Here is a 22,701-nt window from a genome sequence, read left to right as displayed (position 1 = left end):
GGGGATGCCGGCGCTGCCGGCCACACCGTACCCCGAGGAGGTGCACGCCCGGCTGGCCGCCGACGCCGCCGAGCTGATCTCCCGCTACCCGCAGGCCCGGTCGGCGCTGCTGCCGCTGCTGCACCTGGTGCAGGCCGAGGAGGGCTTCGTCAGCCCGACCGGCATCCGGTTCTGCGCCGAGCAGTTGGACCTCACCACCGCCGAGGTCACCGCGGTCGCCACCTTCTACACCATGTACCGGCGGCGCCCGGCCGGTAAGTACCACGTCGGGGTCTGCACCAACACCCTGTGCGCGGTGCTCGGCGGCGACCAGATCTTCGCCGAGCTCCAGCAGCACCTCGGCGTGCGCAACAACGAGACCACCGAGGACGGCGAGATCTCGATCGAGCACATCGAGTGCAACGCGGCCTGCGACTACGCCCCCGTGGTGATGGTCAACTGGGAGTTCTTCGACGACCAGACCCCGGACAGCGCCCGGCAGCTGGTGGACGACCTGCGGGCTGGCCGCGAGGTCCGGCCGACCCGCGGCGCCCGGCTGTGCGACTTCAAGGAGACCGCCCGGATCCTGGCCGGCTTCCCCGACGAGCGCCCGGGCGCCAACGACGAGTCCGGTGCCGGGGGCGCGCCCTCGCTGGCCGGCCTGCGGCTGGCCAAGGGCGAGGCGCTGCCCGGCACCGGCGGCACCCGGGTCGTCGCTCCCCGCCACGAGGGAACCGGTCACGAAGGGACCGAAGCGTGATGACCTCCGCCGAGCCGGCCGAGAAGCTGCTCACCCCCGTCCTGTCGGCCTCCTGGGACGACAGCCGCCCCTGGACGCTCGCCACCTACCGTCGCCACCAGGGCTACGAGGGCCTCAAGGCGGCCCTGGCCATGCCGCCGGACGACGTGATCGCCCTGGTCAAGGACGCCGGGCTGCGCGGCCGCGGCGGCGCCGGCTTCCCCACCGGGATGAAGTGGCAGTTCATCCCGCAGAACGACGGCAAGCCGCACTACCTGGTGGTCAACGCGGACGAGTCCGAGCCGGGCACCTGCAAGGACATCCCGCTGCTGTTCGCCAATCCGCACGCGCTGATCGAGGGCATGATCATCGCCTCCTACGCGATCCGCTGCGACCACGCGTTCATCTACCTGCGCGGCGAGGTCGTCCCGGTGCTGCGCCGCCTGCACGCGGCCGTCGCCGAGGCGTACCAGGCCGGGCTGCTGGGCCGGGACATCCTCGGCTCGGGCGCGAACCTCGACATCACCGTGCACGCCGGCGCCGGCGCCTACATCTGCGGCGAGGAGACGGCGCTGCTGGACTCGCTGGAGGGCCGCCGAGGCCAGCCCCGGCTGCGCCCGCCGTTCCCGGCGATCGCCGGCCTGTACGCGTGCCCGACGGTGGTCAACAACGTGGAGTCGATCGCCTCGGTGCCGCCGATCCTGGCCCGCGGCAAGGAGTGGTTCAAGGGCCTGGGCACCGAGAAGTCCCCCGGCTTCACGCTCTACTCGCTCTCCGGCCACGTCACCAACCCCGGCCAGTACGAGGCGCCGCTGGGCATCACGCTGCGCCAGCTGCTGGACATGAGCGGCGGCGTCCGGTCCGGCCACCGGCTGAAGTTCTGGACCCCGGGCGGCTCGTCCACCCCGATGTTCACCGACGAGCACCTGGACGTCCCGCTGGACTACGAGGGCGTCGGCGCGGCCGGCTCGATGCTCGGCACCAAGGCGCTGCAGGTCTTCGACGAGACCACCTGCGTGGTGCGGGCGGTCACCCGCTGGACGGAGTTCTACGCCCACGAGTCCTGCGGCAAGTGCACCCCCTGCCGCGAGGGCACCTACTGGCTGGTCCAGCTGCTCAAGCGGATCGAGGCGGGCGAGGGCGTCGAGGGGGATCTGGAGAAACTCCTCGACATCGCCGACAACATCAACGGCAAGTCCTTCTGCGCACTGGGTGACGGCGCCGCCAGCCCGATCGTCTCCTCCCTCCAGTACTTCCGGGCCGAGTACGAGCAGCACCTGGCCGAGCGCCGCTGCCCGTTCGACCCGGCCGCCTCCACCGTCTGGGCCGACGGCCCCCGCCCCGGCCACCAGTCCGCCACCGAAAGGGAGGTGCACGCGTGACGATCACAGAGCCATCCACCTCCACGGGCGACAAGGCCGCGGTCGAACTGGTCACGCTCACCATCGACGGCGTCGAAGTGCAGGTCCCCAAGGGGACGTTGGTGATCCGGGCCGCCGAACAGATCGGCACCCAGATCCCGCGCTTCTGCGACCACCCGCTGCTCGACCCGGCCGGCGCCTGCCGGCAGTGCATCGTCGAGATCGAGGGGCAGCGCAAGCCCGTCGCCTCGTGCACCATCCCGGTCGCCGAGGGCATGGTGGTGCGCACGCAGGTGAGCTCGCCGGTGGCCGAGAAGGCGCAGCGCGGCGTGATGGAGCTGCTGCTGATCAACCACCCGCTGGACTGCCCGGTCTGCGACAAGGGCGGCGAGTGCCCGCTGCAGAACCAGGCGATGTCCACCGGCGACGCCGACAGCCGCTTCGAGGGGATGAAGCGCACCTACGAGAAGCCGATCCCGCTCAGTACGCAGGTGCTGCTGGACCGGGAGCGCTGCGTGCTGTGCGCGCGCTGCACCCGCTTCTCGCAGCAGATCGCCGGGGACCCGTTCATCGACCTGCTGGAGCGCGGGGCGCTGCAGCAGGTCGGTATCGGGGACGCCGAGCCGCTCGACTCGTACTTCTCCGGGAACACCATCCAGATCTGCCCGGTGGGTGCGCTGACGTCGGCGGCTTATCGTTTCCGCTCGCGCCCGTTCGACCTGGTCTCCTCGCCCAGCGTGTGCGAGCACTGCTCCGCCGGCTGCGCCCAGCGCACCGACCACCGGCGCGGCAAGGTGCTGCGCCGGCTGGCGGGTGAGGACCCGACGGTCAACGAGGAGTGGAACTGCGACAAGGGGCGGTTCGCGTTCCGCTACGCCCAGCAGCGGGACCGGATCACCACCCCGCTGGTGCGGGTGGACGGCGAACTGGTGCCCGCCTCCTGGCCGGAGGCGCTGGCCCGGGCGGCCGAGGGTCTGCGCGGCGCCCGGACCGGGGTGCTGACCGGCGGACGGGTGACCGTCGAGGACGCCTACGCGTACGCCAAGTTCGCGCGGGTGGTGCTCGGCACCAACGACGTGGACTTCCGGGCCCGCCCGCACAGCGGCGAGGAGGCGGACTTCCTGGCCGCGGCCGTCGCCGGGCGCGGGGTGGACGTGGACGGCGAGGGCCTGACCTACGAGCAGCTGGAGCAGGCGCCGGCGGTGCTGCTGGCGGGCTTCGAGCCGGAGGAGGAGTCGCCGATCGTCTTCCTGCGGCTGCGCAAGGCCGCCCGCGACCGGGGCCTGAAGGTGTACTCGGTGGCGGCGTTCGCCTCCCGGGGCCTGGCCAAGCTGAACGGCGCGCTGCTGCCGGCCGCCCCGGGCACGGAGGCGGAGTGGTTCGCCGCGCTGGCCGCCGACGAGCCGCTGAACGACGAGGCCGGGCGGGCCGCGGAGCTGCTGCGCAGCCCGGGCGCGGTGATCCTGGCGGGCGAGCGGCTGGCCGCCACCCCGGGCGCGCTGACGGCGCTGCTGCGGCTGGCGCACGCGACCGGCGCACGGCTGGCCTGGGTGCCGCGCCGGGCTGGTGAGCGGGGCGCGGTCGAGGCGGGTGCGCTGCCGGGGCTGCTGCCCGGCGGCCGTCCGGTGGCGGCTCCGGCGGCCCGGGCGGAGGCCGCCGCGCTGTGGGGCGTGGCGGAGCTGCCGTCCCGGCTGGGCCGGGACACCGACCAGATTCTCGCGGCGGCCGCGCACGGCGACCTGGACGCGCTGCTGGTCGGCGGCGTCGACCCGGACGACCTGCCGGATCCGGCGCTGGCCGACGAGGCGCTGGCGGCGGTGCCGTTCGTGGTGTCGCTGGAGCTGCGGCCCTCCGCGGTGACGGCGCGCGCCGACGTGGTGCTGCCGGTGGCGGCGGTGGCGGAGAAGGCCGGCACCTTCCTGGACTGGGAGGGCCGGGTGCGGATGTTCGAGGCGGCGCTCAAGCCCGACCAGCAGATGGGCCGCCACCTGTACTCGGACCTGCGGGTGCTGACCATGCTGGCGGACGCGCTGGGCCACCGGCTCGGCCTGCCGGACGTCCGGGCGGCCCGGCTGGAGCTGGACCACTTCACCCCGTGGACGGGTGACCGGTCCGCCGACCCGGCCGCGCACCCCGGCCTGCTGCCCCGCCCGGCCACCGGCCAGGCGGTGCTGGCGGGTTGGCGTCAGCTGCTGGACAACGGCACGCTGCAGCAGGGCGATCCGCACCTGGCGGGCACCCGGCACCGGGCGGTGGCCCGGGTCTCGCCGGTCACCGCGAAGGAGATCGGTGCCGGGCAGGCCGGCGCCGAGGCGGGTGCGGCACTGCGGCTGACCGGCCCGGCGGGCTCGCTGACCCTGCCGCTGGAGGTCACCGACTCGATCCCGGACCGCACGGTCTGGATCCCGCTCAACTCCACACCGGGCGGCGCCCAGCGCGCGCTCGGCACCACCGTCGGCCACCTGGTCACGATCGCCGCGGCGGCGGCCGAACCGCCCGCCAAGACCTCGGCCGAGACCGGGGCCCCGGCCGGCGCCCAGGCCGGCGACGCGGGCAGCGAAGGGGAGGACCGATGACTCCGCAGCCGTACGAGACGCTCCACTTCTTCGGCCAGGACCCGTGGTGGCTGGTGCTGCTGAAGGCGGTGTTCTGCTTCGGCTTCCTGGTCCTGACGGTGCTGATCGCGATCGTCTGGGAGCGCAAGGTGGTGGCCTGGATGCAGTTGCGCATCGGGCCGAACCGGCACGGCCCCTGGGGGATGCTGCAGTCCCTGGCGGACGGCGTGAAGCTGGCGCTCAAGGAAGACCTGGTGGTCAAGGGCGCGGACAAGGTGGTCTACATCCTGGCCCCGATCGTCTGCGCCATCCCGGCGTTCATGGCCTTCGCGGTGATCCCGTTCGGCCCGGCCGGCAACGAGGTGTCGATCTTCGGCACCCGGACGGCGATGCAGCTGACCGACTTCCCGGTGGCGCTGCTGTACATCCTGGCGACGGCCTCGATCGGCATCTACGGCATCGTGCTGGCCGGCTGGTCGTCCGGTTCGACGTACCCGCTGCTGGGCGGGGTGCGCTCGGCCGCGCAGATGATCAGCTACGAGATCGCGATGGGCCTGTCGTTCGCGGCGGTGTTCATCTACTCGGGGTCGATGTCGACCTCGGAGATCGTGGCGCACCAGCAGCCGACCTGGTTCGCGGCGCTGCTGCCGGTGTCGTTCATCGTCTACATCGTCGCGATGGTCGGCGAGACCAACCGGGCGCCGTTCGACCTCCCGGAGGCCGAGGGCGAGCTGGTCGGCGGCTTCAACACCGAGTACTCCTCGCTGAAGTTCGCGATGTTCATGCTGGCCGAGTACGTCAACATGGTGACCGTCTCGGCCGTCGCCTCCACCCTGTTCCTGGGCGGCTGGCGGGCCCCGTGGCCGGTGTCGACCTTCTGGGCGGGCGCCAACCACGGCTGGTGGCCGATGCTGTGGATCACGCTGAAGATCCAGCTGCTGCTGTTCTTCTTCATCTGGCTGCGCGGCACGCTGCCCCGGTTCCGCTACGACCAGTTCATGAAGCTGGGCTGGAAGGTGCTGATCCCGGTCTCGCTGGTGTGGCTGGTGCTGATCGCCAGCGTGCGGGCGCTGCGCAACGAGGGCTACGGCTTCGGCGAGGTGGTGCTGTACGTCGGTGCCCCGGTCGGGGTGATCCTGCTGCTCGCCCTGCTGCGGGACTTCCTGAAGAAGGCCCCCGAGTCCGAGCCCGAACCCGAGTCTCCCGAGGGCGGGTTCGATCCGATGGCGGGTGGTTACCCGGTGCCGCCGCTGCCCGGCCAGGAGCTCCCGCCGGTGCCGCGCCGGCGCAGCCGTGCCCCGAAGCAACTCCAGGACGCCCTCAACGGGGCCGACCATTCCGAAGGGAGCTGAACCGAGATGTCGTCCGACCAGACGGACCGGGCCGAGCGGCCCGACAAGCCGTCGATCCTCGGCCCGGCCGCCGGCTTCGGCGTGACCTTCAAGGCCATGTTCAAGAAGCGGCTCACCGAGCAGTACCCGGAGCAGAAGAAGCCCACCGCTCCGCGCTTCCACGGCCGCCACCAGCTGAACCGGCACCCGGACGGCCTGGAGAAGTGCGTCGGCTGCGAGCTGTGCGCGTGGGCCTGCCCGGCCGACGCCATCTACGTGGAGGGCGCCGACAACCGGGACGAGGAGCGCTACTCGCCCGGCGAGCGCTACGGCGCGGTCTACCAGATCAACTACGCCCGCTGCATCCTGTGCGGGCTGTGCATCGAGGCCTGCCCGACCCGGGCGCTCACCATGACCAACGAGTACGAGCTGGCCGACTCCTCGCGCAAGGACCTGATCTTCACCAAGGAGCAACTGCTGGTGGGCCTGTCCGAGGGCATGGTGGACTCCCCGCACACGATCTTCCCGGGCGCCGACGAGGGCGCGTACTACCGGGGCGAGATCACCGCGGCGGCGCCCGGGACGGTCCAGCAGGAGCGCACCGACCGGGAGAGGGAGGTCCAGCAGTGACTGCCCTGAACCTGGCCGCCACCGGGACGACCTCCCTCGGGGAGGCCGTCCAGTTCTGGGTGCTCGCGGTGGTCGCGGTCGGCGGCGCGCTCGGCATGGTGCTGATGCGCAAGGCCGTGCACAGCGCGTTGTGCCTGGCCGCCACGATGCTGGCGCTGGCGGTCTGTTACATGGCCCAGGGCGCGGTGTTCCTGGGCGTGGTGCAGATCGTCGTCTACACCGGCGCGATCATGATGCTCTTCCTGTTCGTGGTGATGCTGGTCGGCGTCACCAGCGAGGACTCCTTGAAGGAGCAGCTGAAGGGCCAGCGGTTCGCCGCGGTGCTGTGCGGGCTGGGCTTCGGCGTGCTGCTGATCGCCGGGATCGCCGACGCCAGGCTGAACCACTTCACCGGCCTGTCCGAGGCGAACGCCGAGGGCAACGTGCCGGGCCTGGCCCGGCTGATCTTCACCCGCTACGTGTGGGCCTTCGAGGTCACCGGCGCGCTGCTGATCACCGCGGCGATCGGCGCGATGGTGCTGACCCACCGCGAGCACGTGAAGGCCCCGAAGACGCAGCGCGAGCTGGCCGCGCAGCGGGTCAAGGACAACATCCAGCTGCCGCCGCTGCCGGCGCCGGGCGTGTACGCGCGGCACAACGCGGTGGACATCCCGGCGCTGCTGCCGGACGGCACGATCGCGGAGGACTCGGTGATGGAGACGCTGCGCGAGCGCGGCCAGATCCGGGACGTCAGCCAGGAGATGCTGCGGCGGATGGCCGAGCTGGAGAACACCACGGCCGACTGGCTGGGCCGGCCGTCGTCCGAGCGGCCGACGGTCGCCGGGCCGCGCAAGTCCCTGGAGCCGGTGCCGGCCCAGCAGCCGGACGCGCAGACGGACGTTCCGAAGGCCGACCAGGAGGGCGCGGAGTGAACCCGGTCAACTACCTGTACCTCTCCGCCCTGTTGTTCACCATCGGGGCCGCCGGGGTGCTCATCCGGCGCAACGCGATCGTGCTGTTCATGTGCGTGGAGCTGATGCTGAACGCCTCGAACCTCGCCCTGGTGACCTTCTCCCGGCTGCACGGCACCCTGGACGGCCAGATCATCGCGTTCTTCACGATGGTGGTCGCGGCGGCCGAGGTCGTGGTCGGCCTCGCCATCATCGTCTCCATCTTCCGGACCAGGCACTCCGCTTCGGTCGACGACAGCAATCTGATGAAGCTGTAGGCGGAGGGCCTCGGTGAACTCTCTCATTCCGCTGCTGGTGGCGGCCCCGCTGGCCGGCGCCGCCCTGCTCCTGCTCGGCGGCCGGGCACTGGACCGCTTCGGCCACTGGCTGGCCACCGCCCTCGCGGCGCTCTCGTTCGGCTTCGGCCTGGCGCTGTTCTCGGACATGCTGGGCCGCGAGGCCGAGCACCGGGCCATCACCAAGCACCTGTTCAGCTGGATCCCGGTGAACGGCTTCCAGGCCGACATCTCGTTCCGGCTCGACCAGTTGTCGATGACCTTCGTCCTGTTGATCACCGGCGTCGGCACGCTGATCCACCTGTACTCGGTGGGCTACATGGCGCACGACGAGCGCCGACGCCGCTTCTTCGCGTACCTGAACCTGTTCCTGGCCGCCATGCTGCTGCTGGTGGTCGCCGACAACTACCTGCTGCTGTACTTCGGTTGGGAGGGTGTGGGCCTCGCCTCGTACCTGCTGATCGGCTTCTGGCAGCACAAGCCGAGCGCGGCGACGGCGGCGAAGAAGGCCTTCATCGTCAACCGGGTCGGCGACATGGGCCTGTCGATCGCGATCATGCTGATGTTCGTCGAGTTCGGCTCCTTCGCCTTCGAACCCATCCTCGGTTCGGCGGGCACCGTCGGCGGGGTGGCCCAGGCGAGCGAGGGCAAGCTGACGGCGATCGGCCTGATGCTGCTGCTGGCGGCCTGCGGCAAGTCCGCGCAGGTGCCGCTGCAGTCCTGGCTCGGCGACGCCATGGAGGGCCCGACCCCGGTGTCGGCGCTGATCCACGCGGCCACCATGGTGACCGCCGGCGTCTACCTGATCACCCGCTCGTCCGCGATCTTCGACCTGGCGCCGGACGCGCAGACCGCCGTGGTGGTGGTCGGCGCGGTCACGTTGCTGTTCGGTGCGATCGTCGGTTGCGCCAAGGACGACATCAAGAAGGCGCTGGCCGGGTCGACCATGTCGCAGATCGGCTACATGGTGCTGGCGGCCGGGCTCGGCCCGATCGGCTACGCCTTCGCGATCATGCACCTGGTGACGCACGGCTTCTTCAAGGCCGGGCTGTTCCTCGGCGCCGGGTCGGTCATGCACGGCATGAACGACGAGGTGGACATGCGTCACTACGGTGGCCTGCGCAAGCACATGCCGGTCACCTTCGTCACCTTCGGCCTCGGCTACCTGGCGATCATCGGCTTCCCCGGCCTGTCCGGCTTCTTCTCCAAGGACAAGATCATCGAGGCGGCCTTCGCCAAGGGCGGCACCGAGGGCTGGATCCTCGGCCTGTGCGCGCTGGTCGGCGCCGCCGTCACCGCGTTCTACATGACCCGGGTGATGCTCCTGACCTTCTTCGGCGAGAAGCGCTGGCAGCCCGACGCCGACGGCAACGCCCCGCACCCGCACGAGTCGCCGAAGTCCATGACGATCCCGATGGTCCTGCTGGCCTTCGGCTCGGTCTTCGCGGGCGGGCTGTTCGCCTACAACGACTCGTTCCTGACCTGGCTGGAGCCGGTCACCGGCCATTCCGAGGGCGACTCGCCGCTCGCCCCGCTGGTGGTCACCCTGCTCACCACGGCCTGCATGCTGGCCGGCGTCGCCGTCTCGTACCTGATGTACGGGCGCTCCGCCGTCCCCGTGGTGCCGCCGGTCGGCTCCCCGCTCACCCGGGCCGCCCGCCGCGACCTGCTCCAGGACGACTTCAACCACGCCGTCCTGGTCCGCCCGGGCTCGGCGCTCACCGCGGCGCTGGTCTACTTCGACAGCCGCGGCCTGGACGGCTTCGTCAACGGTCTGGCCGCCACCATCGGCGGCATCTCCGGTCGGCTGCGCAGGGTCCAGAACGGCTTCGTCCGCTCGTACGCGCTCTCCATGTTCGGCGGCACGCTGGTGCTGGTCGCCACGACTCTCCTGATGAGGTCCGTCTGATGGATAGGGATCACGAAATCCGTCGGGGAGGTCTGGCATGAGTGCGCTGCTGACCGTCACCTGTGCCGTCCCGGCGGCCGGCGCGGTGCTGACCGCCGCCCTGCCCGCCGGGTCGACCGAGGCCCGGCGCTCGACCACCAAGGCCGTCGCCCTGGGCGTCTCGGCCGTCACCCTGGTGCTGGCCGCCGTGGTGGCGACGCGGTTCGACCCGCACGGCGCCCGCTACCAGCTGACCGAGTCGTACAGCTGGATCCGCTCCTTCGGGATCACCTTCTCGCTCGGCGTGGACGGCATCGGCGCCGTCCTCGCCCTGCTCACCGCCGTCCTGGTGCCGGTGGTGATGCTGGCCTCCTGGCACGACGCCGACCCGGCCCCGGTCGCGCCCGACGGGACGTTCGAGAACCGGCGCCGCACCCAGGGCTTCTTCGCCCTGATCCTGGCGGTGGAGGCGATGGTGATCGTCTCCTTCTACGCCACCGACGTCTTCCTGTTCTACGTGTTCTTCGAAGCCATGCTGATCCCGATGTACTTCCTGATCGGCGGCTTCGGCGACCGGGCCGGCGGCCCCGAGGCGGCGCGCCAGCGCTCGTACGCGGCCGTGAAGTTCCTGCTCTACAACCTGCTCGGCGGCCTGGTGATGCTGGCCGCCGTGATCGGCCTGTACGTGATCGCGCAGGACCAGGGCCTGGGCACCTTCGACCTGCAGACCCTCACCTCGGCGATCGCCGACGGCAAGCTGCAGCTGACCGGCACCGCCGAGAAGGCGCTGTTCCTGGGCTTCTTCTTCGCCTTCGCGGTGAAGGCCCCGCTGTGGCCGCTGCACACCTGGCTGCCGAACGCGATGGGCGAGGCCACCGCCGGCACCGCCGTGCTGATCACCGCCGTGGTGGACAAGGTCGGCACCTTCGCGATGCTGCGCTTCTGCCTCGGCCTGTTCCCGGACGCCTCGAAGACCTTCGCCCCGGCGATCCTGGTCCTCTCGGTGATCGGGATCATCTACGGCGCGCTGCTGGCGGTCGGTCAGAAGGACATCAAGCGGCTGGTCGCCTACGCCTCGATCTCGCACTTCGGCTTCATCATCATGGGCATCTTCGCGCTGACCAGCCAGGGCCAGAGCGGAGCCACCCTCTACATGGTCAACCACGGCATCTCCACCGCCGCGTGGATGCTGGTGGCGGGCTTCCTGATCTCCCGTCGCGGCTCGCGGCTGATCGCCGACTACGGCGGCGTGCAGAAGGTCGCCCCGGTGCTCGCCGGGACGTTCCTGGTCGGTGGCCTGGCCACCCTGTCGCTGCCGGGGCTGGCGCCGTTCGTCAGCGAGTTCCTGGTGCTGGTGGGCACGTTCACCCGCTACCCGGCGATCGGCATCGTGGCGACCTTCGGCATCGTGCTGGCCGCGCTGTACGCCCTGCTGCTGTACCAGCGCACCATGACCGGCCCGGTGAAGGCCGAGGTCAGCACGATGCCCGACCTCAAGGTCCGCGAACTCGCCGTGGTCGCCCCGCTGGTGGCGCTGACCATCCTGCTCGGCGTCTACCCCAAGCCGCTCACCGACCTGGTCAACCCCTCGGTGAACGCGACGCTCTCGCAGGTCCACGAGACCGACCCGGCGCCGGCCCACCCGGTCGCCGCCACCTCAGGAGGTGAGCAGAAGTGAGCACCACCGGCATGCTCGCCGCCGCCGGCGGCAGCACCCCCAGCATCCCGGCGCCGCACATCGAGTACGGCCAGCTCTCCCCGATGCTGGTGGTGTTCGGCGCCGCCGTGGCCGGCATCCTGGTGGAGGCCTTCGTGCCCCGCCGGTACCGGCACTGGACCCAGGTGTCGCTCGCCCTGGCCGGGCTGATCGGCTCCTTCGTCGCCGTGGTGGTGCTGGCCGCGCAGGGCTACGGTTCCACCAAGGTCGACCTGCTGGCCATGGAGTCGGTCGCGCTGGACGGCCCGGCGCTGTTCCTGCAGGGCGTGATCCTGCTGGCCGCCGTGGTGGCCGTGCTCACCTACGCCGAGCGGAAGCTGGAGCCCAAGGCGGGCGGCCTGCCGGCCGACGCGTTCGCCGCCCAGGCCGCCGCCACCCCCGGCGGCGAGCAGGAGCGGACCGCGCTCCGGGCCGGCTTCGCCACCAGCGAGGTCTTCCCGCTCACCATGTTCGCGGTCGGCGGCATGCTGCTGTTCCCCGCCGCCAACGACCTGCTGACCATGTTCGTGGCGCTGGAGGTCTTCTCCCTCCCGCTGTACCTGCTCTGCGCCCTGGCCCGGCGCCGCCGGCTGCTCTCCCAGGAGGCGGCGGTCAAGTACTTCCTGCTGGGCGCCTTCGCCTCGGCGTTCTTCCTGTTCGGCACGGCGCTGCTGTACGGCTACGCGGGCAGCGTGAAGCTCGGTGACATCTCGGACGTGATCTCCGGCAAGGCGATGACCACCCCGGCGCTGCTGAGCACCACCCAGAACGACGCGCTGCTGCTGATCGGCCTGGCGATGCTCGCGGTCGGCCTGCTGTTCAAGGTCGGCGCGGTGCCCTTCCACTCCTGGATCCCGGACGTGTACCAGGGCGCGCCGACCCCGGTGACGGGTTTCATGGCGGCGGCGACGAAGGTCGCGGCGTTCGGGGCGTTCCTGCGGCTGTTCTACGTGGCCTTCCCGGGCCTGCGACTGGACTGGCGGCCGGTGCTGTGGGGGGTGGCGATCCTCACCATGGTGGTGGGCGCGGTGCTGGCGGTGACCCAGCAGGACGTGAAGCGGCTGCTGGCCTACTCCTCGATCGCGCACGCCGGGTTCATCCTCACCGGGGTGATCGCCACCAACAAGCAGGGCCTGTCCTCGGTGCTGTTCTACCTGCTGTCGTACTCCTTCGTGACGCTCGGCGCCTTCGCCGTGGTCACCCTGGTGCGCGACTCCAAGGGCGAGGCCACCCACCTGTCCAGCTGGGCCGGGCTGGGCCGGCGCTCGCCGCTGGTGGCGGCGGTGTTCGCGCTGTTCCTGCTGGCCTTCGCCGGGATCCCGCTGACCTCCGGGTTCACCGGGAAGTTCGCGGTGTTCCAGGCGGCGGCGGCCGGCGGGGCCACGCCGCTGGTGGTGGTCGGTGTGCTGAGCTCGGCGGTGGCCGCGTTCTTCTACATCCGGGTCATCGTGCTGATGTTCTTCTCCGACCCGAAGCCGGGCGGCCCGACGGTGGCGATCCCGAGCGCCTTCACGGCGACCGCGATCGGGGCGGGGGTGCTGGTCACGCTGGGTCTCGGCCTGCTGCCGCAGTACTTCCTGGACCTGGCGTCGAAGGCCGCGCTGTTCGTCCGCTGACCGCCGCCGGGGCGGCGCCGCCGCCCCGGAACCGTCCGGGCCGCGCCCTCCGCGCGCGGCCCGGACGCGCGTGTGCCGCCGACCGGTCGGCGGGCCGGCTTCGGCCCGTGTTTCACAGCTGAATTCGCCCCCACCGCAGTACTGCCCCCACAGCCGCCCTGACCAGGGCATCCAGCCCGATCATGACAGGATCCGCACGCCCGTGCAGTGATCCACTCGTGACCGGATACCCTGCCTGTATGGCCAGCGGCGGCACTCAGGGACCAGGCCGCTAGATCGACCAGGGACAGAGGAGTGGTCTTCGTGACCGTCGTGGGACCCTTCGGGCTCAGCGTGCAGGACCGCGACCTGACCCGGGACGTCCAGGCCGGACTGGACGCGGTGGAGACGGCACTCGCCGACGCCGTCAAGAGCGACGTCCCGTTCATCACCATCACCGCCAGTCACCTCATCGAGGCCGGCGGCAAGCGCTTCCGCCCGCTGCTCCTGCTGCTGGCCGCCCAGTTCGGCGACCCGGGCGCGCCCGGCGTGGTGCCGGCGGCCGTCGTCGTCGAGCTGACCCACCTGGCCACCCTGTACCACGACGACGTCATGGACGAGGCCCTGGTGCGCCGCGGCGCCCCCAGCGCCAACTCCCGCTGGGACAACTCGGTGGCCATCCTCACCGGCGACTTCCTGTTCTCCCGCGCCTCCCAGGTGCTCGCCGACCTCGGCCCCGAGGCGGTCCGGATGCAGGCCGACGCCTTCGAGCGGCTGGTCACCGGTCAGATCCTGGAGACCCGCGGCCCCGGCCCGGACGGCGACCCGCTGCTGCACTACCTCGACGTGCTGTCCGGCAAGACCGGTTCGCTGATCGCCGTCTCCTGCCGGATAGGAGCGCAGATGGCCGGCGCCGAGCCGTGGATGGTGGAGACCCTCAGCGAGTTCGGCGAGCGGATCGGCATCGCCTTCCAGCTGGCCGACGACGTGCTGGACATCGCCAGCGACGGCCACGAGTCCGGCAAGACCCCCGGCACCGACCTGCGCGAGGGCGTGCCGACGCTGCCGACCCTGCTGCTCCAGCAGATGCCGGCCGACCCCGCCGACCCGGCCGACACCCGGCTGCGCGAACTGCTCACCCAGGACCTCGCCGACGACGAGCTGCACGCCGAGGCGCTGCACCTGCTGCGCCGCCACCCGGCGCTGGAGCGCGCCCGCCGCGAGACGCTGCGCCAGGGCGAGGACGCCCGGGCGCTGCTCGCCCCGCTGCCGGACTGCCCGGCGAAGGCGGCCCTGGAGGCGCTCTGCGACTCGGTGGCGATGCGGACCATGTGACCGGGGCGGCGAGCGGGGCGCGGGAGCCGCGAACCCCCGGCGGGCGGCCGCGCGGATGGGGGAGACTGGCCGTGTCAGCTCACCTGCCGGGAAGGTCACCATGCGCCGCGTCGTCATCGCCGAGGACTCCGTACTGCTGCGGGAGGGCCTGACCCGGCTGCTCACCGACCGGGGCCTGGAGGTCGTCGCGGGGGTCGGGGACGGCGCGGCACTGCTGAAGACCATCCACGACCTGGCCGCGGCCGGCGAGCTGCCGGACGTCGTGGTCTCCGACGTGCGGATGCCGCCCACCCACACCGACGAGGGGCTGCGCGCCTGCGTCGAGCTGCGCGGCCACTACCCGGGCCTGGGCGTGCTGGTGCTGTCGCAGTTCGTGGAGGAGCGGTACGCCTCCGAGCTGCTGGCCGGTTCCACCCGGGGCGTCGGCTACCTGCTGAAGGACCGGGTCGCCGAGGTGCGCGAGTTCGCGGACGCGGTGGTCCGGGTCGCCGAGGGCGGCACCGCGCTGGACCCCGAGGTGGTGCAGCAGCTGCTCAGCCGCAGCCGCAAGGGCGACGTGCTGGCCAACCTCACGCCGCGGGAGCGGGAGGTGCTCGGGCTGATGGCGGAGGGCCGTACCAACAGCGCGGTGGCCAGGCAACTGGTGGTCTCGGACGGCGCGGTGGAGAAGCACGTCAGCAACATCTTCCTGAAGCTGGGCCTGGCACAGAGCCCGGAGGACCACCGCCGGGTGCTCGCGGTGCTCACCTACCTCAACTCGTAGCCCCGACCCGTCGTCGGGCGAAAACCCGTCGGATCGAGGGCGGCCGCCGGACGCGGAATGATCTCCGGCGGCCGGACGTTGTACCTGCTGTGCGGCCCGGGCGCGGACCGGTGAGATTCGTGCGCCACTTCCATCCGGGGTCGAGTTCACCCGCATAGGATGCGGGAGGTGCACCAAGCGGACGGGGCACGGGGTCGCGCCCGCGGTGGTGTGCCCACGAGGAGGTCCGCGGCAGTGACCAGTCAGGTCGATCAGTCAGAGGCAGTGGACGGCCCGGACGGCGACGAGAGCCGTCCCGGGAGCGGTGACGGACGCCCCGGCGCGGCCGTGCCCGCCGGCCCCGCCGCCCCGGGCGGCTCACCACCGAGGCGGAGCAAGCCCATTCGCCGACTCGACCGGGTGATCATCCGTTTCGCCGGCGACTCGGGTGACGGGATGCAGCTCACCGGTGACCGGTTCACCTCGGAGACGGCGTCGTTCGGCAACGACCTCTCCACGCTGCCGAACTTCCCGGCCGAGATCCGGGCGCCCGCCGGGACGCTGCCGGGGGTGTCGAGCTTCCAACTGCACTTCGCGGACCACGACATCCTCACCCCGGGGGACGCGCCGAACGTGCTGGTGGCGATGAACCCGGCGGCGCTGAAGGCGAATCTGGCGGATCTGCCGCGCGGCGCGGAGATCATCGTGAACACGGACGAGTTCACCAAGCGGGCGCTGACGAAGGTCGGGTACGCGGCGGATCCGCTGGGGGACGGCTCATTGGAGGCCTACCACCTGCACAAGGTGCCGCTGACGACGCTGACCCTGGAGGCGCTGAAGGACAGCGGGCTGGCGCGCAAGGACGCCGAGCGGGCCAAGAACATGTTCGCCCTGGGGCTGCTGTCCTGGATGTACCACCGCCCCACCCGCGGGACGGAGACCTTCCTGCGCAGCAAGTTCGCGAAGAAGCCGCAGATCGCGGAGGCGAACATCAGCGCGTTCAAGGCGGGCTGGAACTTCGGGGAGACGACGGAGACCTTCGCGGTCTCCTACGAGGTGCCGCCGGCGAAGCTCCCGGCCGGGCGCTACCGCAACATCTCGGGGAACCTGGCGCTCTCCTACGGCCTGATCGCCGCCGCGGAGCGTTCCGGGCTGCCGCTGTACCTGGGCTCGTACCCGATCACGCCGGCCTCGGACATCCTGCACGAGCTGAGCCGGCACAAGAACTTCGGGGTGCGCACCTTCCAGGCGGAGGACGAGATCGCCGGGATCGGCGCCGCACTGGGCGCGGCCTTCGGCGGCGCGCTCGGGGTGACCACGACCTCGGGCCCCGGGGTGGCGCTGAAGAGCGAGACGATCGGCCTGGCGGTGTCGCTGGAACTGCCGCTGCTGATCGTGGACATCCAGCGCGGCGGCCCGTCCACCGGTCTGCCGACCAAGACGGAGCAGGCGGACCTGCTGCAGGCGATGTTCGGGCGCAACGGCGAGGCGCCGGTGCCGATCGTCGCCCCGGCGACGCCGGCGGAGTGCTTCGACGCGGCGCTGGAGGCGGCCCGGATCGCGGTGACGTACCGGACACCGGTGTTCCTGCTCTCGGACGGCTACCTGGCGAACGGTTCGGAGCCGTGGCGGATCCCCGAGGTGGACGGACTCCCGGAGATCGACCCGGACTTCGCGACCGGCCCGAACCGTGAGGACGGCGCGTTCTGGCCGTACCTGCGGGATCCGAAGACCCTGGCCAGGCCGTGGGCGCTGCCCGGCACGCCCGGGCTGGAGCACCGGATCGGCGGGATCGAGAAGCAGGACGGGACGGGGAACATCTCCTACGACCCGGCGAACCACGACTTCATGGTCCGCACCCGGCAGGCGAAGGTGGACGGGATCGCCGTCCCCGAGGTCGAGGTCGACGACCCGAGCGGCGAGGCGCGGGTCCTGGTGCTCGGCTGGGGCTCGACGTACGGGCCGATCACCGCGGCCGTGCGGCGGGTCCGGGCGGACGGCGGGGAGGTGGCCCAGGCACACCTGCGCAACCTGAACCCCTTCCCGGCCAACCTGGGCGCGGTGCTCCGGAGCTACGAGAAGGTCGTCGTGCCCGAGATGAACCTCGGCCAGCTCGCGCTGCTGCTGCGGGCGAAGTACCTGGTGGACGCGGAGTCCTACAACCAGGTGCGCGGACTGCCGTTCAAGGCGGCACAGTTGGCGGACGTGTTGTCGGCGGCGATCGGCACCCTGGACGAGGAGGACCACCGATGAGCGAGAGCGGCTTCCCGTCCCTGCACCTGGTGCCCAAGGCCGAAGGGCCGCAGAGCGCACGGGACTTCAAGACCGACCAGGAGGTGCGCTGGTGCCCCGGCTGCGGGGACTACGCGGTCCTGGCGGCGGTGCAGGGCTTCATGCCGGAGCTCGGCATCAAGCGCGAGAACACCGTGTTCGTCTCCGGGATCGGCTGCTCCTCGCGCTTCCCGTACTACATGAACACCTACGGGGTGCACTCGATCCACGGGCGGGCGCCGGCGATCGCGACCGGCCTGGCCTCCGCGCGGCAGGACCTGAGCGTGTGGGTGGTGACCGGGGACGGCGACGCGCTGTCCATCGGCGGCAACCACCTGATCCACGCGCTGCGGCGCAACGTCAACCTGAAGATCCTGCTGTTCAACAACCGGATCTACGGCCTGACCAAGGGCCAGTACTCGCCGACCAGCGAGCTGGGGAAGATCACCAAGTCGACGCCGATGGGCTCGCTGGACGCGCCGTTCAACCCGCTGTCGCTGGCGATCGGCGCCGAGGCGTCCTTCGTCGCCCGGACGATCGACTCGGACCGCCAGCACCTGCAGTCGGTGCTGCGGGCGGCGGCCGCGCACGAGGGCACCGCGCTGGTGGAGATCTACCAGAACTGCAACATCTTCAACGACGGCGCGTTCGAGGCGTTGAAGGAGCCCGGCACCCGGGACGAGGCGCTGATCCGGCTGGAGCACGGGCAGCCGATCCGCTACGGCACCGACCTCGCCGGCGGCGTCTTCCGCGGCCCGGACGGCGAGCTGTTCACCGCCCCGGTGACGGCGGACAACGAGGCGGACGTGCTGGTCCACGACGCCCACGCGGCCAGCCCGGCGACGGCCTTCGCGCTCTCCCGGATCGCCGACGCCGACACCCTGCACCACACCCCGATCGGTGTCCTGCGCGACGTGCGGCGGCCCGTCTACGACGAGCTGATGGCGAGCCAGCTGGCCACCGCCGCCGCGCACCGCGGGCCGGGCGACCTGGCCACGCTGCTCGCGGGCAACGACACCTGGACGGTGGACTGACCGGTCCGGTCCGGTACGTGCGGCGCCCCCTCGGCCATCGGCCGAGGGGGCGCCGCCGGTTGGCCGCCCGGCTACTGCTTGACCCACTCGACCAGCTCGATCACGACCCCGTTCGGGTCGGTGACCTGGAACAGCTTCTCCCCCCACGGCTCCTCGCGCAGCGGCAGGGTGGCCTCGACCCCTTCGCCGCGCAGCCGCCGCTCCTCGCCGGCGACGTCCGCGACGACGAACGCCAGGATCACCCCGTCCGCGATCCGGTCGCGGTGGCTCTCGGGCAGCACCTCGAGGCCGCGCCGCAGGTAGACGACGTTGACCCCGGCGCCCGGGTGCTTGAGCGAGACGAAGCCGTCGGCGGACATCTCCTCGGTGTAGCCGAAGTGCCGCTGGAGGAAGGCGGCGGAGGCAGTGACGTCCTCGACGGTCAGGGAGACGGCGGAGGCGGTGATCCGCATGGTGGGGTCCTCTCGGCGGGCGGCGCGCACGGTTATCCCGTACGCAGTACACTATACATAGTACGGAGAATCTTGCCAGGGGTCGGCCCGGGGCCGGGGGGCCGGTGCGGGAAAGGCGTGAGGGAGGCCCCCGGGCAGGAGCCTCCCTCAAGCAGTGGTGCGGGGGCGCGTCAGTAGACGCAGGGGATGCCGCCGTCGCTCTGGGCGTCGACCGAGGGGCCCTGCACGGGCAGGTTGGCGGTCGGGTCGGCCGGGCCCTGGGTGGCGCCGGTGCTCGGGGCGGCGGTCTTGTCGTCGGCGGGCCCGGTGAAGGCGGTGCCGAGGGTGACGATCACGCGGTCGGCGGAGGCCGAGGCGGACTCGGTGGCGGTGACGCCGTAGCGGGCGGCGATCTGGTCGGCCGCGTCCTTGGCGCCCTTGCCGTAGATCACCGTGCTGGTCTTCGACTTGGAGGCGGAGCCGCCGGTCCGGCCGGCCTTGAAGCCCATCGCGACCAGGGCCTTGGACTCGGCGGTGGAGGAGACCCCGGCGGCGGTGGAGGCGTTGTAGACGTCCACCGTGGCGGGGGCGGCGGCCTTGGTGGGCGTCGGGGTCGGGGTGGGGGTGGCGGCCGGCGGAGTGGTCGGGTCGCCCGCCGCGTCGGGGGTGGCCGGGGCGGAGTCGGCGTAGCCGAAGATCTGCTTGACGACCTTCTGGACCTTCGCCGGGGTGACGAGGTTGACGTCCTGGCCGTTGCGCTTGCCGAAGTCGTCGAAGGTCAGGGTGTTGAACTCGACGTTGCCGCCGGTCAGGTTCGGGGCCTGCTGGGCGAAGTCGAGGACGTTCCACTCGTTGTCGATGACGAGGTCCTTCTGGACGACGCCGAACAGCTTCTGCAGCTTGCCGAGGTCGCTGACGATGCCGTCCTGCTTGAGCTTGTGCACGACGGAGGAGATGAAGGCCTGCTGGCGGTGGGTGCGGGCGAAGTCACCGCTGTTGCCGTCCGGGCCGTCCAGGTTGTGGCGCTGGCGGACGAAGGCGAGCGCCTGGGAGGCGTTGAGCTTGTTGACGCCCTTGTGGAAGTCGGCGCCGGAGCCCTGGCCCTCCATGGCCGGGTCCTTGGTGTCGTGGGTGAGGCAGACCTCGATCGGCTCGACCGCCTTGGCGATGTCGTAGAAGCCCATGAGGTTGACCTCGGCTATGTGGTCGATGGGCTGGTCGAGGAACTTCTGCACGGTCTGGATGGTGGCCGCGCGGCCGGCGTCGCGGCCGGCCTTCTCCAGGTCCGCGCCCTTGAGCCCCTTGGCCTGGAGGGCCGGGGTGGCCTTGTCCTTGGCCTCGCCGTAGGCCTCCTTGATCTTGCGCATGCCGGCCTGCTTGCCGTCGGCGCCGTACGTCATGACGTAGTCGTCGCGGGGGATGGAGACGGCCTGCACCTTGCCGCCGCCGGCGGGGATGTGCAGCAGGATCAGGGAGTTGGTGTTGTAGCCGCCGATGTCGGAGCTGTGCCCGGCGTGCAGCTCGTCCTGGACGAACTCCGGCGGCAGGTCGGTGCCGTCCATGTTCTTGCGGCTGTCGAGGCCGATCAGCAGCAGGTTGACCGAGTTGTCCAGGTGCTTGGGCGCGTCCTTCTTCGTCTCGGCGATGACGTTGGACGTGGTCATCCCGTCGGTGAGGGTCCGGTACTCGTACCAGACCACCCCGCTGGCGGCGAACACCGCGAACGCGACCGAGCAGGCGACCGTGCGGCCCGCGATCAGCAGCGGGGAGCGCCTGCGGGCCGCCGTGGCGGCGGCGCGGCCGGTCTTGCGGGTCTCCGGGTTCTCAGCCATGGTCCCTCCTCCGGTCCCGGACCAGCCGGACCACGATCACCAGCGCGGCCACTGCGGCGGCCGCGGCCATCACGGGAAAGCCGTGGACCACCCACTTCGCGGAGCCGGTGGCCAGGCTCTTGCCCTGGTAGGCGTCGCCGTTGGCCAGCAGTTCGGCGCCGGCCGTCACCCCCAGGACCAGCAGCGGCGAGGCGGCTACGACCCACCACCAGCCGTTGCGGCTGCTGAGGGCGGCCGACAGGCCGGTTCCGAACACCGCGCCCACCGCGAAGGCCAGCCCCATGCCGGGGCCGGAGAGCTCGTCTATCCCGGCGCCCACGGCGGGCAGCCCGACGGCCAGTGCTGCGGGCAGGGCCGCTCCGCCGGGGAGGGTCCGCGCGGGGGGCTTGTTCGCCCGCCGTCGTGTCTCCTGCTCGGACGTCCGTCCTCGCCGCCCCGCCACGCACTCACCCCCGGTGTTCCCGTGCTTGCGCGCCACTGTGGCGCCCGCGCCCGGTCGTCGTGTGAAGAGCGGATGCGCTGCCACTACTGGACGCTGGTGTTCGGCCGGCCGGTTCCCGCGCGCGGCATCGGCTTTCCGGTCGGGGGCAGGCGTGCTGTTGAATTCCCTCTACACGGGTGTAGAGGTTGTAGGCAGCATAGAGCACCCTTGTTCGATGGCAAGCTCGGGTCCGACGGGCCCGGGATAGACTACACCGGGTAGTTTTCGACGGTTTCAGCAGATGGGAAGTGGCGCCGTGGCGACGACGGGCGGAGCGGGGCGGCCGGAGAAGCGCAAGGCGATCACGCGGGCCGCGACGGCGGTGTTCGGGCGCGAGGGCTACGTCCGGGCCAGCATGGACGCGATCGCCGCGGAGGCCGGGGTGTCCAAGCGGACGGTCTACAACCACTTCGCCGACAAGGAGACCCTCTTCCTCTCCGTCGCGCTCCTGAACTCGGCCGAACTGACCGAGGCCATCCGGGAGTTGATGGAGAAGCACCTCGACCGGGTGGTGGACCTGCGCCAGGACCTCACCGACTTCGCGGTCGAGCGGGCCCGGGCCGTCCTGTCGGCGGGGGACCACGGCGCGCTCGGCCGGGCCATCCGCGCCGAGGTGGCCAACATCCCGGCCGACGTCCTGGAGGCGTGGCTGGAGGCCGGCCCGATCGCCTCCCACCGCGACCTCGCGGAGCACTTCGAGGCGATCGCGGGCCGGGGGCTGCTGGCCGTCGACGACCCCGCGCAGGCCGCCGAGCGGTTCACCCTGTTGACCTTCCACGGCGTCGCCGAGCGCTCGTTCTGGGGCGCGCTCCCGGTGGCGGACGAGGACGTCGTGCGGATCGCGCAGGAAGGCGTCGACGCCTTCCTGCGGATCTACCGGGCGCCGGCGGCCGGGTGAACCCGGACGCCGGGGAGGTCGGCCGGGTCAGGGCGTCCATTCGTGGGCGAGCAGGCCGAGGACGGTCTGGTCCGCGAAGCCCTCGTCGGTCCAGTGGCAGGCGCGCAGGGTGCCCTCGACGGTGAAGCCGGCGCGGCGGGCGGCGCCCAGCATCGGCGCGTTGTCGGCGAGCGTCTCCAGTTGGAGCCGCTGGAGGCCGAGCGTCCGGAAGCCGTAGCGGCAGAGGGTGCGCAGGGTGTCGGTGGCGAGGCCGCGGCCGCGGTGCGCGGGGCGCAGCGCGAGGCCGAGGTGGGCGCAGCGGTTGTGGGTGTCGATGCCCCAGAGCAGCGCCTCGCCCGCGAGTTCGCCGGTGGCCTGTTCGGTGACGGAGAAGCAGGCGGCGTCGTCGGTCGGTGCGGTGACGGTGTAGGGGGAGTGCGGGGAGTCGGGCGGGAGGGGGCGCCACGGCCGGTTGTCGGCGCGGGTGCGGGTGGCGACGTCGTCGTACAGCTCGGACTGGAGGACGGGGATGTCGTCCTGTCGCCGGGCACGGAGGGTGATGTGGGAGCCCTGTAGCATGTCACATTGTCTATCAGGGTGAGGGTGGTCCGCGCCTCCGATTTCCGGGCGCCCGAGGGCGGCGGCCGGGTGAACCCGGACGCCGGGCGGGAAGGCGGCGTGCGGCCGCCCTTCCCGCCC

At 71.7% G+C, this 22,701-nt stretch carries 19 protein-coding genes; 15 read left to right on the top strand and 4 right to left on the bottom strand.

Going from position 1 to position 22,701, the window contains the following annotated elements; all coding sequences use genetic code 11:
• The first annotated feature begins 4 nt into the window (after window positions 1-4).
• The 14 genes from nuoE (at window position 5) to ACIOJE_RS26850 (ending at window position 18,381) form a co-directional block, all read left to right on the top strand.
• The gene (gene nuoE / locus ACIOJE_RS26915; protein WP_280678845.1) at window positions 5-739 is read left to right on the top strand and encodes an NADH-quinone oxidoreductase subunit NuoE; all 735 of its coding nucleotides are present in this window, start codon (window positions 5-7) and stop codon (window positions 737-739) included.
• A complete protein-coding gene (gene nuoF, locus ACIOJE_RS26910; protein WP_400779396.1) occupies window positions 739-2,100 on the top strand; it encodes an NADH-quinone oxidoreductase subunit NuoF in 1,362 nt (453 codons plus the stop codon). Before nuoE ends, nuoF begins: the two co-directional genes overlap by 1 nt.
• Window positions 2,097-4,655 (top strand): NADH-quinone oxidoreductase subunit G, encoded by a 2,559-nt coding sequence (locus ACIOJE_RS26905; RefSeq protein WP_400779394.1) that lies wholly within the window; start codon window positions 2,097-2,099, stop codon window positions 4,653-4,655. Before nuoF ends, ACIOJE_RS26905 begins: the two co-directional genes overlap by 4 nt.
• Window positions 4,652-5,986, top strand: coding sequence for an NADH-quinone oxidoreductase subunit NuoH (gene nuoH, locus ACIOJE_RS26900; RefSeq protein ID WP_280678598.1), 1,335 nt, complete (start codon window positions 4,652-4,654; stop codon window positions 5,984-5,986). Before ACIOJE_RS26905 ends, nuoH begins: the two co-directional genes overlap by 4 nt.
• 6 nt (window positions 5,987-5,992) lie before the next feature.
• Window positions 5,993-6,595, top strand: coding sequence for an NADH-quinone oxidoreductase subunit NuoI (gene nuoI / locus ACIOJE_RS26895; protein WP_280678596.1), 603 nt, complete (start codon window positions 5,993-5,995; stop codon window positions 6,593-6,595).
• A gap of 5 nt (window positions 6,596-6,600) precedes the next feature.
• Window positions 6,601-7,506, top strand: a complete 906-nt coding sequence (locus ACIOJE_RS26890) for an NADH-quinone oxidoreductase subunit J (RefSeq protein ID WP_280678843.1) — start codon at window positions 6,601-6,603, stop codon at window positions 7,504-7,506.
• Window positions 7,503-7,802: an NADH-quinone oxidoreductase subunit NuoK gene (gene nuoK / locus ACIOJE_RS26885; RefSeq protein WP_195911268.1), complete on the top strand. Its 300-nt coding sequence runs from the start codon at window positions 7,503-7,505 to the stop codon at window positions 7,800-7,802. Before ACIOJE_RS26890 ends, nuoK begins: the two co-directional genes overlap by 4 nt.
• Before the next feature lie 13 nt (window positions 7,803-7,815).
• The gene (gene nuoL, locus ACIOJE_RS26880; RefSeq protein ID WP_400779391.1) at window positions 7,816-9,729 is read left to right on the top strand and encodes an NADH-quinone oxidoreductase subunit L; all 1,914 of its coding nucleotides are present in this window, start codon (window positions 7,816-7,818) and stop codon (window positions 9,727-9,729) included.
• Window positions 9,730-9,766: 37 nt separating this feature from the next.
• A complete protein-coding gene (locus ACIOJE_RS26875) occupies window positions 9,767-11,386 on the top strand; it encodes an NADH-quinone oxidoreductase subunit M (RefSeq protein WP_280678591.1) in 1,620 nt (539 codons plus the stop codon).
• 11 nt (window positions 11,387-11,397) lie between these two features.
• The gene (gene nuoN, locus ACIOJE_RS26870) at window positions 11,398-13,020 is read left to right on the top strand and encodes an NADH-quinone oxidoreductase subunit NuoN (RefSeq protein ID WP_400779448.1); all 1,623 of its coding nucleotides are present in this window, start codon (window positions 11,398-11,400) and stop codon (window positions 13,018-13,020) included.
• A 303-nt stretch (window positions 13,021-13,323) separates the two neighbouring features.
• Window positions 13,324-14,334, top strand: a complete 1,011-nt coding sequence (locus ACIOJE_RS26865) for a polyprenyl synthetase family protein (RefSeq protein WP_280678589.1) — start codon at window positions 13,324-13,326, stop codon at window positions 14,332-14,334.
• 100 nt (window positions 14,335-14,434) lie between these two features.
• The gene (locus ACIOJE_RS26860) at window positions 14,435-15,097 is read left to right on the top strand and encodes a response regulator transcription factor (protein WP_280678587.1); all 663 of its coding nucleotides are present in this window, start codon (window positions 14,435-14,437) and stop codon (window positions 15,095-15,097) included.
• A 264-nt stretch (window positions 15,098-15,361) separates the two neighbouring features.
• Window positions 15,362-17,329: a 2-oxoacid:acceptor oxidoreductase subunit alpha gene (locus tag ACIOJE_RS26855; RefSeq protein WP_400779446.1), complete on the top strand. Its 1,968-nt coding sequence runs from the start codon at window positions 15,362-15,364 to the stop codon at window positions 17,327-17,329.
• On the top strand, window positions 17,326-18,381 hold the full coding sequence (locus ACIOJE_RS26850) for a 2-oxoacid:ferredoxin oxidoreductase subunit beta (protein WP_400779388.1): 1,056 nt from the start codon (window positions 17,326-17,328) through the stop codon (window positions 18,379-18,381). The genes ACIOJE_RS26855 and ACIOJE_RS26850 overlap by 4 nt, the downstream gene beginning before the upstream one ends.
• Window positions 18,382-18,452: 71 nt before the next feature.
• Here the strand turns inward: ACIOJE_RS26850 and ACIOJE_RS26845 are convergent, their stop codons facing one another.
• The 3 genes from ACIOJE_RS26845 to ACIOJE_RS26835 form a co-directional block, all read right to left on the bottom strand.
• A complete protein-coding gene (locus tag ACIOJE_RS26845; RefSeq protein WP_280678585.1) occupies window positions 18,453-18,833 on the bottom strand; it encodes a VOC family protein in 381 nt (126 codons plus the stop codon).
• A 170-nt stretch (window positions 18,834-19,003) separates the two neighbouring features.
• Complete coding sequence (locus tag ACIOJE_RS26840; protein WP_400779385.1) at window positions 19,004-20,644, bottom strand: LCP family protein; 1,641 nt, start codon at window positions 20,642-20,644, stop codon at window positions 19,004-19,006.
• Window positions 20,637-21,086 carry a DUF6542 domain-containing protein gene (locus ACIOJE_RS26835; protein ID WP_400779383.1) on the bottom strand — a complete coding sequence of 150 codons (450 nt, stop codon included), beginning with the start codon at window positions 21,084-21,086 and terminating at the stop codon, window positions 20,637-20,639. Before ACIOJE_RS26835 ends, ACIOJE_RS26840 begins: the two co-directional genes overlap by 8 nt.
• A gap of 295 nt (window positions 21,087-21,381) precedes the next feature.
• On the opposite strand from ACIOJE_RS26835, the gene ACIOJE_RS26830 reads away from it, so the two are divergent.
• On the top strand, window positions 21,382-22,023 hold the full coding sequence (locus ACIOJE_RS26830; RefSeq protein ID WP_400779381.1) for a TetR/AcrR family transcriptional regulator: 642 nt from the start codon (window positions 21,382-21,384) through the stop codon (window positions 22,021-22,023).
• 27 nt (window positions 22,024-22,050) lie between these two features.
• On the opposite strand, the gene ACIOJE_RS26825 is transcribed toward ACIOJE_RS26830, so the two are convergent.
• Entirely contained in the window at window positions 22,051-22,581 is a 531-nt protein-coding gene (locus tag ACIOJE_RS26825; protein ID WP_280678579.1) for a GNAT family protein, read from the bottom strand.
• Between the last annotated feature and the right edge of the window lie 120 nt (window positions 22,582-22,701).

The organism is Kitasatospora sp. NPDC087861 (assembly GCF_044742585.1).
Taxonomy (GTDB): Bacteria; Actinomycetota; Actinomycetes; order Streptomycetales; family Streptomycetaceae; genus Kitasatospora.
Note: the sequence above shows the minus strand (reverse complement) of the source record. Positions and strands in the feature narration are given on the sequence as shown.

What these genes read in the sequence shown, in the direction of transcription:
- nuoH (WP_280678598.1), top strand. Translation starts at nt 4,652, where the DNA reads ATGACTCCGCAGCCGTACGAGACGCTCCACTTCTTCGGCCAGGACCCG.
- ACIOJE_RS26860 (WP_280678587.1), top strand. Translation starts at nt 14,435, where the DNA reads ATGCGCCGCGTCGTCATCGCCGAGGACTCCGTACTGCTGCGGGAGGGC.
- nuoF (WP_400779396.1), top strand. Translation starts at nt 739, where the DNA reads ATGACCTCCGCCGAGCCGGCCGAGAAGCTGCTCACCCCCGTCCTGTCG.
- nuoN (WP_400779448.1), top strand. Translation starts at nt 11,398, where the DNA reads ATGCTCGCCGCCGCCGGCGGCAGCACCCCCAGCATCCCGGCGCCGCAC.
- ACIOJE_RS26825 (WP_280678579.1), bottom strand. Translation starts at nt 22,581, where the DNA reads ATGCTACAGGGCTCCCACATCACCCTCCGTGCCCGGCGACAGGACGAC.
- nuoE (WP_280678845.1), top strand. Translation starts at nt 5, where the DNA reads ATGCCGGCGCTGCCGGCCACACCGTACCCCGAGGAGGTGCACGCCCGG.
- ACIOJE_RS26850 (WP_400779388.1), top strand. Translation starts at nt 17,326, where the DNA reads ATGAGCGAGAGCGGCTTCCCGTCCCTGCACCTGGTGCCCAAGGCCGAA.
- nuoI (WP_280678596.1), top strand. Translation starts at nt 5,993, where the DNA reads ATGTCGTCCGACCAGACGGACCGGGCCGAGCGGCCCGACAAGCCGTCG.
- ACIOJE_RS26845 (WP_280678585.1), bottom strand. Translation starts at nt 18,833, where the DNA reads ATGCGGATCACCGCCTCCGCCGTCTCCCTGACCGTCGAGGACGTCACT.
- ACIOJE_RS26840 (WP_400779385.1), bottom strand. Translation starts at nt 20,644, where the DNA reads ATGGCTGAGAACCCGGAGACCCGCAAGACCGGCCGCGCCGCCGCCACG.
- ACIOJE_RS26875 (WP_280678591.1), top strand. Translation starts at nt 9,767, where the DNA reads ATGAGTGCGCTGCTGACCGTCACCTGTGCCGTCCCGGCGGCCGGCGCG.